We start from the raw sequence: 13,784 nt of genomic DNA on the forward strand, positions 1-13,784 counted from the left end.
GCTCAGGCCACCGTGGTTTCGTCGGTGCGCGTGTCGCCCTTGTTGTCGCGCCAGGTCAAAGCGATCTTGTCGCCAGCCTTCGCGCCCCTGACCACGAACTGGAAGAACGGATTCTTCGAGATGGAGGGGCCCCATTCCGCAGTGAGCACGCGCCGGCCATTGTGGTGGGCCGTGACCTCCTGGATGAACCAGGCCGGCACCGTCTTGCCGGCTGCATCTTTGCGCTGGCCGCTCTCCATCTCGTGGGCCATGCGCACGCGAACGGTGGCCTTGTCGCCGCTGGCTTGAGCGCGGATGCGCATCGGTTCTGCCATGGGTTGCTCCTCGTCTGTACTGAATGTCGGTCAAGCGTTGCCAAGCGGCAGCCCCCGGCGTGGGTCAAGCGCCGCAGCCGCCCAGCGTGACTTTCACTTCCTTCTGTGCGTACAACACACGGTTGTCCTTCATCAGGGCCACGGCCAGCACTTGGGAGGTCTGGCCCATCTTCACGCCCACGGTGAAGGCGGGATCGATGGCATCGGTGATGTCGAAAGAGGCCGACAGCACGTTCGGATTCTTCTCGACCAGCAGGAGCAACTGCTTCACGCCCGGCAGCGTGGTGGCGATGCCCACCTGCACCACGGCGCCGTTGTCGGCCAGGTCGGGGGCGGTCACGGCCAGGTCCTTGCTCTCCGCCGGCACACTACCGCCCAGGACCCGGGCGAGTTCGGCCAGGGTCTTCACCTCGAAGGCCCTCGCGTTCCAGGCTGCCTGCGCTTGCAAGGGCAGCAGGCCGGCACCGGCCAGCAGCGCCGCCACCCCCGCCGAGCGGGAAAGCACTGTGCGGCGGGTAGGCTGGGAAATTCGTTCGTGGGTAGGGGTCATGACCAACTTGCATGCGAAGACGCGCCACTGCGGATTCTCGGGCACGCGCTGCCCGGGCATCGGCGCTGCCGTTGCACGCCCTGCAGGCCGGTAGGGCTGCCGATCGGGGCGCCTCCTGCCGGCTTGATTTGCCGCGCGTGCACCCGATACTGTGCCCATGAACTTCCACCCGGCGCGCAGGCGAGCGGAGCCCCCGCATGCATAACGACCTGAAAGCTCTGGAGCAGCGCTGGGGGCTGGCCCTGCAAAGCGCATCGTTTGGCGTATGGGATCTCGATCCTACGGCACACCAAGTGCACTACTCGCCCGAGTGGAAGCAGATGCTCGGATACCCGCCCGACGACGCGCCCGAGAGCACCAGCGTGTGGCGCTCTCGGGTGCACCCCGACGACCTCGGTGCGATGAAGGCGACACTCGAGGCCCACTTGCAGGGCCACACGCCAGCCTACAGCGCGGAGTTCCGGCTGCGCACCGCAGCGGGCAACTACCGCTGGGTGCTTTCTCGTGGGCGCGTGGTGCAGCGCGACGAGGCCGGGAACGCCCTGCGTGTGGTGGGCACCCTCACCGACCTGACCGACCGCCGCGAGCTCGAGGCGCTGCGCGCCGAGCACGTGCGCGCGGTGGCCGCGCAGCGGGTCAAGGACGAGTTCCTTTCCCGCATGAGCCACGAGCTGCGCACGCCCCTGAACGCCGTGCTCGGTTTTGCCCAGCTGCTGCGCAGCCAGCTGGGCACGGCCGACCTGGCCACACAGCGCCGCCATCTGGGCCTCATCGAGCAGGCCGGCTGGCAACTGCTGGCCCTGGTCAATGACGTGCTCGATCTCACCCGGGCGGAAAGCGGCCAGCTCGAACTGCAGATGGTGGCGGTGCCCGTTGCCGAGGCCTGGGCAGCAGCCTGTCAGGCGCACGCGGCGCTGGCGGCCACCCGTGGCGTGACCGTGCTCACCGGCCCGCTGCCGGAGCATGCGCAGGTCTGGGCCGACGCCCAGCGCCTGCAGCAGGTGCTGGGCCAGCTGCTCGGCAATGCCTTGAAGTTCAGCCGCAGCGGAGGCAGCGTGCGGCTGACGGTGGAAGCCGAACCCGGCGATGCGCCACGCTGGCGCCTCACGCTGCAGGACGATGGCCTGGGCATCCCCGCGGCCCAGCTGCCGCACGTCTTCGAACCCTTCAACCGTGTGGGCCGCCCCGCAGCGCGCTTGGAACGCGATGCGCCCGCGGAGGGCGTCGGCCTGGGCCTGGTCTTGTGCCGCTGGCTGCTGGGGCAGATGGGCGGCGAAATCACGCTGGCCAGCACCGAGGGCACCGGCACCACCGTGCAGCTGCTGCTGCCCGCCGCTGAACCTGCTGCAGCCGCCTGAAGTCAGGCGGCGCAACACTCAAACCGACATCGAAGGCCGCTGGGCCATGGCGGCGCGCCAGCGCAGCAGCTCAGGCAGGTTGTCGCCGGGCTTGAGCTTGACCACGCGCGCGAAGTCCACCACCACCACGGCGGTGATGTCCACGATGCTGAAACCCTCGCCGGCGATGAAATCACGCCCACGCAGCCGCGCGTTCAGCTGCTCGAAGAACTGCTGCACACGCAACAGACCCCGCTCACCCAGCGCCGGAATCTGCGCGTGGTGCACGGGCCCCGGCAGTGCGCGGCCAGCCATCGCCGGGCTGGTGTTGCGGAAGGCCTCGGCCACGGCCATCAGCCCGTCGAACTCCACGCGCCACTGCCAGCTGGCGATCTCGGCCTTCTCCAGCGGCGTGCGGCCCAGCAGCGGCGGCGCGGGGTAGTGCGCCTCCACGTAGGCGGCGATGGCGGCGTTGTCGGTGAGCAGCGCACCTTCTTCGGTGCGCAGCGCCGGCACGGTACACAGCGGGTTGATCTGGCGGTAGGCCTCGGTCAGCTGTTCACCGTTGCGCAGGTCGACCTGCACGGTGTCGTGCGCCACGCCCTTCTCGGCCAGCAGGATGCGGGCGCGCCGCGGGCTCGGCGCGGTGGCGCAGTCGTAGAGCAGCGGGCGCGGGAAGGTCGTCATGGGCGGGCCCGGGCTTCAGGCGGCGGGTGCCAGCTTGTCTTGCGTGCGCAGTTCGAAATCGCTCGCATCGTGGCGCTCGTGCAGCTGGCTGGCGAGCTCGCCCCAGGCGCGGTTGACCATGCGCCCGCGCTGCACGGCCGGCCGCTGCGCCAACTGTTCAGCCCAGCGCCGCACGTGCGTGTACTGCTGCACCTGCAGGAACTCGCCCGCCTCGTACAGCAGGCCCTGCGAGAGCGCGCCGTACCAGGGCCAGATGGCCATGTCGGCGATGGTGTACGCGTTGCCGGCCACGTATTCGGTCTCGGCCAGGCGGCGGTCGAGCACGTCCATCTGGCGCTTGGTTTCCATCGCGTAGCGGTCGATGGCGTACTCGATCTTGAAAGGCGCGTAGGCGTAGAAGTGCCCGAAGCCACCGCCCAGGAAAGGCGCGCTGCCCATCTGCCAGAACAACCACGACAGGCATTCGGCGCGCGCCGCCGGCTCGGTGGGCAGGAAGGCGCCGAACTTCTCGGCCAGGTACATGAGGATGGCGCCCGACTCGAACACGCGCACCGGCACCGGGCCGCTGTGGTCGACCAGCGCCGGGATCTTGGAGTTCGGATTGGCGCCGACAAAGCCGCTGCCGAACTGCTGCCCTTCCTGGATGCGGATGAGCCAAGCGTCGTACTCGGCGCCGCTGTGGCCGAGCGCCAGCAGCTCTTCCAGCATCACCGTGACCTTCACGCCATTGGGCGTGGCCAGCGAGTACAGCTGCAGCGGATGGCGGCCCACGGGCAGCTCTTGCTCGTGCGTGGCGCCGGCCACCGGGCGGTTGATGCTGGCGAAACGGCCGCCGTTGGCCGCCGGCGGTGCCCACACCTTGGGCGGCTGGTAGCCCGCGGGCTGCGCGGGCGGACCGGCGGGGGCCGGGGTCGTGGATGCAGTGTCGGTGGTGCTCATGCGGCGCATTGTGCTGCGCGGTGGCTTGCTCTGCAGGGCGCCGCCCTGGGCCACACTGCGGGCCACGCGCCACTGCCCATCAAGCCTGCATGAACCCGACGCCCAACCCTGCCGACCGCTTGGATTCCTTGGCCCCCGCGGCCTTCGCCCAGCGCCAGCTGGACGCCTACAACGCCCGCGACCTGGCGGCCTTTGTGGCCGAGTACGCCGAAGACGTGGAGGTGTGGCGCCTGCCGAACCCCGAACCCGTGCTGGTGGGCCGCGAGGCCTTGGCCGCGCACTACCGCGAGCACCGCTTCCAGCTGCCCGGCTTGCACGCCGAATTGGTCAAGCGCATGACCTTCGGCAACAAGGTCATCGACCACGAAAGGGTGCACGGGGTGCAGGCCGAGCCGATGGAGGTGGCGGCCATCTACGAGGTGGCCGAACGCGGCATCACCAAGGTTTGGTTCGTGAGTGGTGGCTGAGCGAAGCCAGCCCCGCGATTCGCGTTCGGCCCGACATTGAGGCCACTTGGCGCGGCGGATGTTCGCGTTGTGAACGCGGTGGTAGGCCGTGTTGGACTTGAACCAACGACCAAAGGATTATGAGTCCTCTGCTCTGACCAACTGAGCTAACGGCCCCTCGCTACCAGGCGACGCATTCTAGGTGCCGGCCTTGCGGCAGGCCCGGGCTGCGCCTACTTCGTCGACAGCGCGTTGCCCACCAGCCGCGAGGTGATGTCCACGATCTGGATCATGCGGTCGTAGGCCATGCGCGTGGGGCCGATCACGCCCAGCGTGCCCACCACGCGGCCGTCCACCTCGTAAGGGGCCGTCACCACGCTCAGCTCTTCGAAGGGCACGACGTGGCTTTCGCCGCCGATGTAGATGCGCACGCCTTCGGCGCGGCTGCTCACGTCCAGCAGGCGCATCAGTTCGGTCTTCTGCTCGAACACATCAAACAGCCGGCGCAGGCTGCTCATGTCGTTGCCGAAGTCCTGCACCGTCAGCAGGTTGCGTTCGCCGCTCACCACCACATTGTCGGTGGCCTCGGCCAGCACCTCGGTGCCGGCCTGCACGGCGGCCTGCATCAGCGTGGCGATCTCGCCGCGCAGCGCGTCGATCTCGTGCTTGAGCCGTTCACGCACCTCTTCGATGGTGAGGCCGGCGTAGTGCGCATTCAGGTAGTTGGTGGCTTCCAGCAGCTCGGGCTGGGCGTAGTCACGCGCGGTGAAGATCACGCGGTTCTGCACGTCGCCATCAGGCGCCACCAGGATGACGAGCACGCGCTTCTCGCCCAACCGCAAGAACTCGATGTGGTGGAAGACGCTGGCCTTGCGCGGCGCCGTCACCACGCCAACGAAGCTGCTCAGGCTGCTCAGCAGGCTGGCGGCCTGCGCGATCACGCGCTGGGGCTGGTCGGGGTGCAACTGGCCGCTGGCGGCGGCCACGTCGGGCGGCATCACGCCGAGTTCGCGCGGGCGCGCGGTGAGCATGGTGTCGACGAACAACCGGTAGCCGCGCGCCGTGGGGATGCGCCCGGCGCTGGTGTGGGGGCTGGCGATCAGGCCCAGCTCTTCCAAGTCGGCCATCACGTTGCGGATGGTGGCCGGCGAGAGGTCCAGCCCCGAGGTGCGTGAGAGCGTGCGGCTGCCCACCGGCGTGCCGTCGGCGATGTAACGCTCCACCAGCGTCTTCAGCAGGGTCCGGGCACGGTCGTCAAGCATGGTGCTTCATTGTATTTTGGGCCTGCGTATCGCGTGCCCACGGTCACGGCGGGGCGGGGGCCCTATGGTGTAATCCATCGCATGCCATCGGGCTTTCGTCATGCAGCCATCGTCGGGAAATTTCAGGCGCGGGGCATACGCCCGGTGCTGGAAGAGGTCGCCCATTTCCTGATGGGCCGCGGGCTGGAAGTCAGCTTCGAGCGTGACACGGCTGCCGCCACCGGTGTGACCGATTTCGAGGCCTTGTCCCCGGAACAGGTGGGCCAGCGCTGCGACTTGGCCGTGGTGGTGGGCGGCGACGGCACCATGCTGGGCATCGCGCGCGAACTGGCGCGCTGGAACATGCCGCTGGTGGGTATCAACCAGGGCCGCCTGGGTTTCATTACCGACATCCCGCTGGGCCAGTTCCAGGAAGCGCTGGCGCCCATCGTCGCCGGCGACTACGAAGAAGAGCAGCGCAGCATGCTCGAAGGCGATGTCTGGCGCGACGGCCAGCGCATCTACGAAGGCCTGTCGATGAACGACGTGGTGGTCAGCCGCGGCGCCACCGCCAGCATGGTGGAACTGCGGGTGGACGTGGACGACGAGTTCGTCGCCAACATCCGCGCCGACGGCCTGATCGTGGCCAGCCCCACCGGCAGCACCGCCTACGCCTTGAGCGCGGGCGGGCCCATCCTGCACCCGGGCATCGGCGGCTGGATCGTGGTGCCGATTGCCAGCCACACGCTGAGCAACCGCCCCATCGTGCTGCCCGACCGCGGCGAGGTGCGCATCGGCATCGTCTCGGGCAAAGACGTCTCGGCCAACTTCGACATGCACAACCTCGCCAGCCTGCTGCACGGCGATGAGGTGCGCGTGCGGCGCAGCGCCTTCAAGGTGCGCTTCCTGCACCCGCGCGGCTGGAGCTACTACGCCACGCTGCGCCGCAAGCTGCGCTGGTACGACGGGGCAGGCTGAACATGCTGCGCCGCTTGAGCCTGCGCGATGTCGTCATCGTCGCCGAACTCGAACTGGAACTGAACGCCGGCTTCACCGTTCTGACCGGCGAAACCGGCGCCGGCAAGTCCATCCTCATCGACGCCCTGCAGTTGGCCCTGGGCCAGCGTGCCGATGCCGGCATCGTGCGCGAAGGTGCGGCGCGGGCCGAGGTGAGCGCCGAGTTCGACAGCCCGCCCACGCTGGCCGCCTGGCTGGAAGAAGCCGGCTTCGCCACCGAAGACACGCTGCTGCTGCGCCGCACGGTGGATGCGCAGGGCAAGAGCCGCGCCTGGGTCAACGGCAGCCCGGCCACGGTGACGCAGCTGCGCGAGGTGGCCGAACACCTCATCGACATCCACGGCCAGCACGCCTGGCAGAGCCTCACGCGCCCGGCCGCCGTGCGCGCGCTGCTGGATGCGCAGGCCGGTGCCGACACCACCGCCCTGCAAGCCGCCTGGGCCGCCTGGCGCGCCGCGCTGGCACAGTTGGAAACCGCCCGCCAGCAGCGCGACACACTGGAGCGCGAGCGCGAACGCCTGGCCTGGCAGGTGGGTGAACTCAACAAGCTGGCCCCGGCCGAAGGCGAGTGGGACGTGCTCAACGCCGAGCACCAGCGCCTGGCCCACGGGCAGGCGCTGCTGGACGGCGCGCGCGCCGCGCTGAACGCGCTGTCTGAAGACGAGCCCGCCGCCATCGGCCTCACCGCCCGCGCCGTGGATGCGCTGGACGAGGTGCAGCGCTACGACAGCAGCCTCGCCCCCGTGGCCGAGGTGCTGCGCAACGCGCAGGCGCTTCTGGAAGACGCCGCGCACACGCTGCACGCCTACCTCGGCCACCGCGAGCCCGACCCCGGCCGCCTGGCCGAGCTGGACGAGCGCATCGGCGCCTGGGTCTCCCAAGCCCGCCGCTACCGCCGCACGCCGGCCGAACTGCCCGCGCTGCTGGCCGGCTGGCAGCAAGAGCTGCAGCAGCTGGATGCCGCGGCCGACCTCGAAGGCCTGCAGGCCCGCGTGGCCGCGGCCGAGCAGGCCTGGCGCCGCGAGGCCGAGAAGATCTCCAAGCTGCGCCAGAAGGCCGCGCCGCGCCTGGGCGCAGCCGTCACCCAGGCCATGCAGCAGCTGGGCATGGCCGGCGGGCGCTTCGAAGTGGCGCTGCTGCCGCAAGACGAAGCCCAGGCCTACGGCCTGGAAGCTGCCGAGCTGCGCGTGGCCGGCCATGCCGGCAGCACGCCGCGCGCGCTGGCCAAGGTGGCCTCGGGCGGTGAGCTTTCGCGCCTGGCGCTGGCCATTGCCGTGACCACGGCGCAAGGCGCCGGCACGGGCAGCGTGGCCACCTTGATCTTCGACGAGATCGACGCCGGCGTCGGCGGCACGGTGGCCGACAGCGTGGGTCGGCTGATGAAGCAGCTCGGCGCGGCACACACCGGACAGACGCAGGTGCTGGCCGTCACGCACCTGGCGCAGGTGGCTGCCTGCGCCGACCACCATTTCGTGGTGAGCAAGGCACTCCAGGGTCGGCAGACCTTGTCGAACATCCAGCCGGTGGAGGGCGAAGCCCGCGTGGCCGAGATTGCCCGCATGCTGGGCGGCGAAAAGCTCTCGGGCACGGCGCACGCGCAGGCCCTGCTGTCACAAGAGCCCGCGGCCGAGCCCCAGCTTCCCAAGCCGCGAAAGGCACGCCCATGAGCGAGTGGATGTCGCTGGACCACGGCCGGCGTGACGAGGTGGTGCTGATCACGGGCATCTCGGGATCGGGCAAGTCGGTGGCGCTGCACGCGCTGGAAGACGCGGGCTATTTCTGCGTCGACAACCTGCCACCCGAACTGCTGCGCGAGTTCATCCGCCTCGAACACGAGCGCTACACGCACCGCGTGGCGGTGGCGGTGGACGTGCGCACGGCGGGCTCGCTGCCGCATCTGGTGCCGCTGATCGAAGACCTGCGCGCCGAAGGCGTGCGCATCCGTCCCATCTTCCTGGATGCCAGCACCGACGCACTGGTGCGCCGCTTCTCCGAAACGCGCCGCCCGCACCCGCTGACTTCGGTGCCCGGCGGTGGTGACGGCACGCGCGCCCTGGTGGAAGCCATCGAGCTCGAACGCGACCTGCTCTCGGGTCTGCGCGAGATCTCCACCGTCATCGACACCAGCCAGCTGCGCCCAGCGCTGCTGCGCAGCTGGGTGCGTTCGATGGTGGGTGCGCGCGAAGCCTCGCTGACGCTGGTGTTCGAGAGCTTCGCCTTCAAGCACGGCGTGCCGCTGGATGCCGACTACGTGTTCGACGTGCGCGTGCTGCCCAACCCCTACTACATCCGCGAACTGCGGCCGCTCACCGGCCGCGACGCGCCCGTGGCGGCCTACCTCGAAGCGCAGCCCGAGGCGGTGGAGATGCTCGCGCAGATCCAGACCTTCCTGCAGCGCTGGCTGCCTTCTTTCGAAGACGACCAGCGCAGCTATCTCACCGTGGCCATCGGCTGCACCGGCGGGCAGCACCGTTCGGTGTACAGCGTCGAGTGGCTGGCACGGCGCTTCGACGGGCGCTACGCCACGCTCATCCGCCACCGCGAGCTCGACGCCCGCGGCTGAAGGCCCCGATGCCCTCTGCACCCGACTCCGCCGCCCTGCCCTCGCCGCTGCCGCTGTTCCCGCTGAACACGGTGCTCTTCCCTGACGGGCTGCTCGGCCTGCGGGTCTTCGAGGCGCGTTATCTCGACCTGATGAGCGAGTGCCTGCGCAACGGCCAGCCCTTCGGCGTGGTGTGCCTGATGGCCGGCTCTGAAGCCGGCCGCCACGCCGCCAAGGTGCAGATGGAGAACGTGGGGGTGCTGTGCCACCTCGACGAGGTGGACGCCGACGACCCCGGCCTGCTGCGGGTGCGCGCCCATGCCAGCCAGCGCTTTCGCATGACCGGCACGCCCACGCAGCGCGAGAACGGCCTGTGGGTCGCGCCCGCCGAATTGCTGCCGCCCGACCCGGTGCGCCTGCCCGGGCCGGCCATGCTGCAGACCGTGCAGGCCTTGGCCGAGGCCATCAAGAAGCTGCAGGCCGGCGACCGTGTACCGTTCGCCGCGCCCTACCGGCTGGATGAAGCCGGCTGGGTGGCCAACCGCTGGTGCGAACTGCTGCCCATCAGCCTCGCGGCCAAGCAGAAGCTGATGGAGTTGGAAGACCCCGTGATCCGGCTCTCGCTGGTGGACGGCTTCCTGCGCGACAAGAAGGTCGTGGTGGGCTGAGCCGCTGCGCACAGCGCAGCCGCGCGCTTCAGTTTCAGCCAGCGAGCAGCTTGCGCACCGGGGCCGGCAGGCCCATGGCCAGCGCCTCTTCTTCCGTCACCCAGCGGCCCGGCGGCAAGCCTGCTGGCAGGGCGGCGCCGGTTGGCAAGGTCCACACATGGGGTTGCAGCGTCCAGTCGAAGTGCGTCAGCGCATGCTCGATGGCGGGCAGCCACTCACCTTCGCCGGGCGCGGCGGCCAGCAAGGCTTGCAGCGCTGCGGCGTCTTCGAACTCGGGCAGGCTCCACAGGCCGGCCCACACGCCACGCTCAGGCCTCTGCACCAGCCACAAGCGCCCGCCCTGGCGCAGCCACAGCAGCGCATGGCTGCGGCGGCTGCGCTTGAGCTTCCGGGTCTTCACCGGGAAACGCTCGGGCGTGCCGGCCGCCTTCGCCACGCAGCGCGCCTGCAGCGGGCACAGCAAACAGGCTGGCGAGCGCGTGCTGCACACAGTGGCCCCCAGGTCCATCAGGCCCTGCGTGTAGACATCGACATCGCGCTCTGGCAGTTGCGCCTCGGCCAGCGCCCAGAGCCGCTTCTCTTCGGCGCTGGAGGACAGGTCGCCCTCGAAACCCAGCACGCGCGTGAGCACGCGCTTGACGTTGCCGTCGAGGATGGCGGCCCGCTCACCAAAGCAGAAGGCCGCGATGGCCGCTGCGGTGCTGCGGCCGATGCCGGGCAAGGTGGCCAGCGCTGCGCTGCTGGGTGGGAAACGCCCGCCGTGCTGCACCACCACCGCCTGCGCGCAGCGGTGCAGGTTGCGCGCGCGGCTGTAGTAGCCCAGGCCACTCCACAGCGACAGCACGTCATCCAGCGGCGCAGCGGCCAGCGCCTGCACATCCGGAAAGCGCGCCAGGAAACGCGGGTAGTAGTCCAGCACCGTGCTCACCTGCGTCTGTTGCAGCATGACCTCGGACAACCACACGCGGTAGGCATCGCGCGTGCCCTGCCACGGCAAGCCGTGGCGGCCGTGCTGGCGCTGCCAGGCGATGAGTTCGCCGGCCAGCCCGGGCCGTGTCAAGCGGCGTCCCGGGCCGCCAGGCCGGGCACCACCTCGCGCCCCAGGCGCTGTGCGCTGGCGATGGCCTCGGCGGCCAGGGCGTCCAGGCGCGCCTGCAAGGTGCCCAAGTGATCTTCCTGGGCCTGCACTTCGGCGATGCGCTGCTCCAGGTCGCCAGCGGCCGCCTGCACGCGCTGCAAAGCTTCACGCCGGCGCATGAATCCGCGCCGCCGCTCGCCCAACTGCGATTCCACCTGCCCGCTGGCGCCCTTGCTCCAGAGCTCGAGCTCGGCCGCGGCGTTCTCGAAGACCACGCGCAGCTTGGAAGACAGCATGCGCCTGAACTGCTCGGCAAAGCCCGGCGCGGCCAGGCGCCAGGCCTGGGTGATGCCGAGGTAGCGGCCGTAGTTCTCGGCAATGAGTTCGATCTCGCCCTCGAAGTGCTTCATGTCCGGCACGGGGCCGAGCGAGAAGGCGAAGCCGAACTCGGTGTTGAGCTGCCGGAAGCTGGCCTCCAGCATCTGGCGCAGTTCATCGGCCTGCTGGCGCGACTGGGCCAGGGCCTGGCGAAGGCGGCCGATGAAATCGTCGAAGGCGCCGCGTGCGCCCAGGTTCAGCGGGCGCGCACCCATGGCCGCCTGCAGGGTGGCCACCTCGTTGCGCAGGGCCTCGGCCGAAAGCCCGGCCAGCACCGTGCGCAGGATGCGGCCCTGCACGGAACGCAGCGCCACCAGGCGCGAGGTGCAGCGCTCGAAGTCGGCCACTTCCAGTTCCACGCGCTCCATCATCATGCGCAGCTTGGCACCGCTCTTGCCGCGCAGGCCGCGCAGTTCCATCAGTTGCTCGGCATGCTGGCGGCGGCGGTCGCCCACACGCCGGCTGGCCGATGCCCGCAACTGCTGCACCACGCTGACGGCCGACTGCACCAGCAAGGCCTGCCGCCGCGGCAGCAGCTCGTCGGCCAACGCCTGCTCCAGCGGCGGCAGGCGGCTGGCCTGCAAGGCCGCCGCATCACCGCCCACGCGGGCCGCCAGCGCCTCGCGAGCCGACAGCGCGAACACGCGCGCCGGCGCCACGCCCAGCGTCTCGGCGGCGGTGAGCCGCTGCTGCTCGATCTGCGCCTGAACGCCCTCGGGTGTGCCCAGAGGGTCTTCCAGCGTGTCGATCTTGTTGAGCACCACGAAGCGGTCCAGGCTGCTTTGGCCCAGGTGCTCGCGCCAGATGGCCAGGTCGGATCGCGTGACGCCAGTGTCCGCGCCCAGCACGAACACGATGGCATGCGCAGAAGGCAGCATGCCCAAGGTCAGCTCGGGCTCGGCGCCCACGGCATTCAGGCCCGGGGTGTCGATGACGACCAGGCCGCGCTGCAGCAGCGGGTGCGGGTAGTTGATGACCGCGTGGCGCCAAGCCGGCACTTCCACGCTGCCGTCTTCGGCCTGCGGCGGGTTGTCTTCTGGCTGGCTTTCGCTCCAGAAGCCCAAAGCCACGGCCTGCTCCACGCTCACACGCTGCGTGCGGGTGACGGCACCCAGCGCCTGCACCAGCGTCTGCGCGTTGCCCGCGTCCAGCGGCACGTGCTGCCAGTGTTCGTCACGCGGGCGCAGTTCGGTCAGGGACAAGCCCCGCAGGCGCGTCTCGATGGGCAGCAAGGACAGGCGCGGCGGCAGTTGCGGCTCATGCCGCAGCTCCACCGGGCACATCGTCGTGCGGCCCGGCGTGGCCGGCAGCACGCGGCGGCCGGCATCGGCAAAGAAGATGGCGTTGATCAGCTCGCTCTTGCCGCGTGAGAACTCGGCGACGAAGGCCAGCACCAGCTTGTCGGAGGCCAGGCGGTCGCGCAGGCCGGCGAGCACCGCGCCATCGCCGTCGTCGAGCAGGTCCTGGTCGGCCAGGGCTCGGCCCAGTTGCACGATGTGGCGCTCGAGTTGCGCGCGCCAGCCGGCCAGCGCATCGAGGCTTTGCGCGATGGCGCTGGCCGGCGTGCCGGCGGGAGCGGCAGGCTCGGCGGGGAGGTCGGTGCGCGGGGTGCTCATGTGGGCGTGCAAGTCGCGGGGCATGCTAGCGCAGGCCCTGGCGCCGGCACACCCTCATGAGGGCCGGATGTCACAGTCAAACGCAACGTTACCGACGCTGACAGTTGGTGCAGAAATAGGTCGAACGCTGCGCCTGCACCACCCGGCGCACGGTGCCGCCGCAGCGGCCGCAGGGCTGGCCTTCGCGCCCATACACCGCCGCCTCGGCCTGGTAGGCGCCGCTGGCGCCGTGCACGTCGGTGAAGTCGCGCAGCGTCGAGCCCCCCAGGTCCAGCGCGCGCGCCAGCGTGGCGCGCAGGGCCGCCAGCAGGCGCGCGGCCCGTGGCCGGCTGATGCGGTCGGCGCGCAGCGCCGGGTGGATGCCGGCCTGGAACAGGGCCTCGCAGGCGTAGATGTTGCCGGCCCCGACGATGGCTTCGCCGCCCAGCAACACGGCCTTGATCGGCGAGCGGCGCTGCTGCAAGGCCGCGTGGAAGCTCAGCGGCGTGAGCGCGGGGTCGAAGGGCTCGGGGCCCAGGCGCCGAAGCAGCGTGGCGGCCGGCTCGTCGGCGGGCGACGCGGACCACACCACGGCGCCAAAGCGCCGCGGGTCGTTCAGGCGCAACGTGCCCGCGCTGGTGTGCAGGTCGAAGTGGTCGTGTGGGCCGGGGGGCTGCTGCAGTTGCTGCAGCGCCAGCGATCCCGACATGCCCAGGTGCAACAGCAACCCGCCGACGGCCCCTGCCCCTTCGGCCGCGCCCAGCAAAGGCAACCAGAGGTACTTGCCCCGCCGGGTGATCTCGCCCACGCGGTGGCCCACCAGGCTCTCGGGCTCGCAACCCAGGGGCCAGCGCAAAGGCTTGCCCAGCCGCGCGCCCAGCACCAGCGCGCCGCGCAGCGGCGCGGCCAAGCCCCGCCTGGTGACCTCAACTTCCGGGAGCTCGGGCATGGAACTCATTATGTGAGAATGAATCCAGACCCCATGGGAACCC

The 13,784-nt window shown here is 70.3% G+C and carries 14 protein-coding genes and 1 tRNA gene; 6 read left to right on the plus strand and 9 right to left on the minus strand.

What is annotated here, in order from left to right:
- Positions 1-2: 2 nt before the first annotated feature.
- Both soxZ and soxY read right to left on the minus strand, forming a co-directional pair.
- Positions 3-314 (minus strand): thiosulfate oxidation carrier complex protein SoxZ, encoded by a 312-nt coding sequence (gene soxZ, locus EOE66_RS06040; RefSeq protein WP_205702641.1) that lies wholly within the window; start codon positions 312-314, stop codon positions 3-5.
- Positions 315-378: 64 nt separating this feature from the next.
- Complete coding sequence (gene soxY, locus EOE66_RS06045) at positions 379-864, minus strand: thiosulfate oxidation carrier protein SoxY (protein ID WP_128227771.1); 486 nt, start codon at positions 862-864, stop codon at positions 379-381.
- A 197-nt stretch (positions 865-1,061) separates the two neighbouring features.
- Here soxY and EOE66_RS06050 point away from each other — a divergent pair, with 197 nt between their 5' ends.
- A complete protein-coding gene (locus EOE66_RS06050; RefSeq protein WP_128227772.1) occupies positions 1,062-2,222 on the plus strand; it encodes a PAS domain-containing sensor histidine kinase in 1,161 nt (386 codons plus the stop codon).
- Between the two features lie 18 nt (positions 2,223-2,240).
- Here the strand turns inward: EOE66_RS06050 and EOE66_RS06055 are convergent, their stop codons facing one another.
- Positions 2,241-2,888, minus strand: coding sequence for a glutathione S-transferase family protein (locus tag EOE66_RS06055; protein ID WP_128227773.1), 648 nt, complete (start codon positions 2,886-2,888; stop codon positions 2,241-2,243).
- Between the two features lie 15 nt (positions 2,889-2,903).
- Positions 2,904-3,827, minus strand: coding sequence for a glutathione-dependent disulfide-bond oxidoreductase (yghU, locus tag EOE66_RS06060; RefSeq protein WP_128227774.1), 924 nt, complete (start codon positions 3,825-3,827; stop codon positions 2,904-2,906).
- Between the two features lie 89 nt (positions 3,828-3,916).
- Between yghU and EOE66_RS06065 the strand changes: the two genes are divergently transcribed.
- Entirely contained in the window at positions 3,917-4,294 is a 378-nt protein-coding gene (locus EOE66_RS06065) for a nuclear transport factor 2 family protein (RefSeq protein WP_128227775.1), read from the plus strand.
- 79 nt (positions 4,295-4,373) lie between these two features.
- Here EOE66_RS06065 and EOE66_RS06070 read toward each other — a convergent pair.
- Both EOE66_RS06070 and hrcA read right to left on the minus strand, forming a co-directional pair.
- Positions 4,374-4,450 (minus strand) — tRNA-Ile (locus EOE66_RS06070).
- A 56-nt stretch (positions 4,451-4,506) separates the two neighbouring features.
- Positions 4,507-5,535: a heat-inducible transcriptional repressor HrcA gene (hrcA, locus tag EOE66_RS06075; RefSeq protein ID WP_128227776.1), complete on the minus strand. Its 1,029-nt coding sequence runs from the start codon at positions 5,533-5,535 to the stop codon at positions 4,507-4,509.
- An 81-nt stretch (positions 5,536-5,616) separates the two neighbouring features.
- On the opposite strand from hrcA, the gene EOE66_RS06080 reads away from it, so the two are divergent.
- The 4 genes from EOE66_RS06080 to EOE66_RS06095 are packed head-to-tail and all read left to right on the plus strand — an operon-like array spanning position 5,617 to position 9,741.
- A complete protein-coding gene (locus EOE66_RS06080) occupies positions 5,617-6,492 on the plus strand; it encodes an NAD kinase (protein WP_128227777.1) in 876 nt (291 codons plus the stop codon).
- Between the two features lie 2 nt (positions 6,493-6,494).
- On the plus strand, positions 6,495-8,198 hold the full coding sequence (gene recN, locus EOE66_RS06085; protein ID WP_128227778.1) for a DNA repair protein RecN: 1,704 nt from the start codon (positions 6,495-6,497) through the stop codon (positions 8,196-8,198).
- Positions 8,195-9,094 (plus strand): RNase adapter RapZ, encoded by a 900-nt coding sequence (gene rapZ / locus EOE66_RS06090; protein WP_128227779.1) that lies wholly within the window; start codon positions 8,195-8,197, stop codon positions 9,092-9,094. Before recN ends, rapZ begins: the two co-directional genes overlap by 4 nt.
- 8 nt (positions 9,095-9,102) lie before the next feature.
- A complete protein-coding gene (locus tag EOE66_RS06095; protein WP_128227780.1) occupies positions 9,103-9,741 on the plus strand; it encodes an LON peptidase substrate-binding domain-containing protein in 639 nt (212 codons plus the stop codon).
- A gap of 34 nt (positions 9,742-9,775) precedes the next feature.
- On the opposite strand, the gene mutY is transcribed toward EOE66_RS06095, so the two are convergent.
- The 3 genes from mutY to mutM form a co-directional block, all read right to left on the minus strand.
- Positions 9,776-10,801, minus strand: a complete 1,026-nt coding sequence (gene mutY, locus EOE66_RS06100; protein ID WP_128227781.1) for an A/G-specific adenine glycosylase — start codon at positions 10,799-10,801, stop codon at positions 9,776-9,778.
- On the minus strand, positions 10,798-12,813 hold the full coding sequence (locus tag EOE66_RS06105) for a dynamin family protein (protein ID WP_128227782.1): 2,016 nt from the start codon (positions 12,811-12,813) through the stop codon (positions 10,798-10,800). Before EOE66_RS06105 ends, mutY begins: the two co-directional genes overlap by 4 nt.
- An 88-nt stretch (positions 12,814-12,901) precedes the next feature.
- Positions 12,902-13,741, minus strand: a complete 840-nt coding sequence (mutM, locus tag EOE66_RS06110; protein ID WP_128227783.1) for a bifunctional DNA-formamidopyrimidine glycosylase/DNA-(apurinic or apyrimidinic site) lyase — start codon at positions 13,739-13,741, stop codon at positions 12,902-12,904.
- Between the last annotated feature and the right edge of the window lie 43 nt (positions 13,742-13,784).

The sequence above is a fragment of the Rubrivivax rivuli genome, from assembly GCF_004016505.1.
GTDB lineage: Bacteria > Pseudomonadota > Gammaproteobacteria > Burkholderiales > Burkholderiaceae_C > Rubrivivax > Rubrivivax rivuli.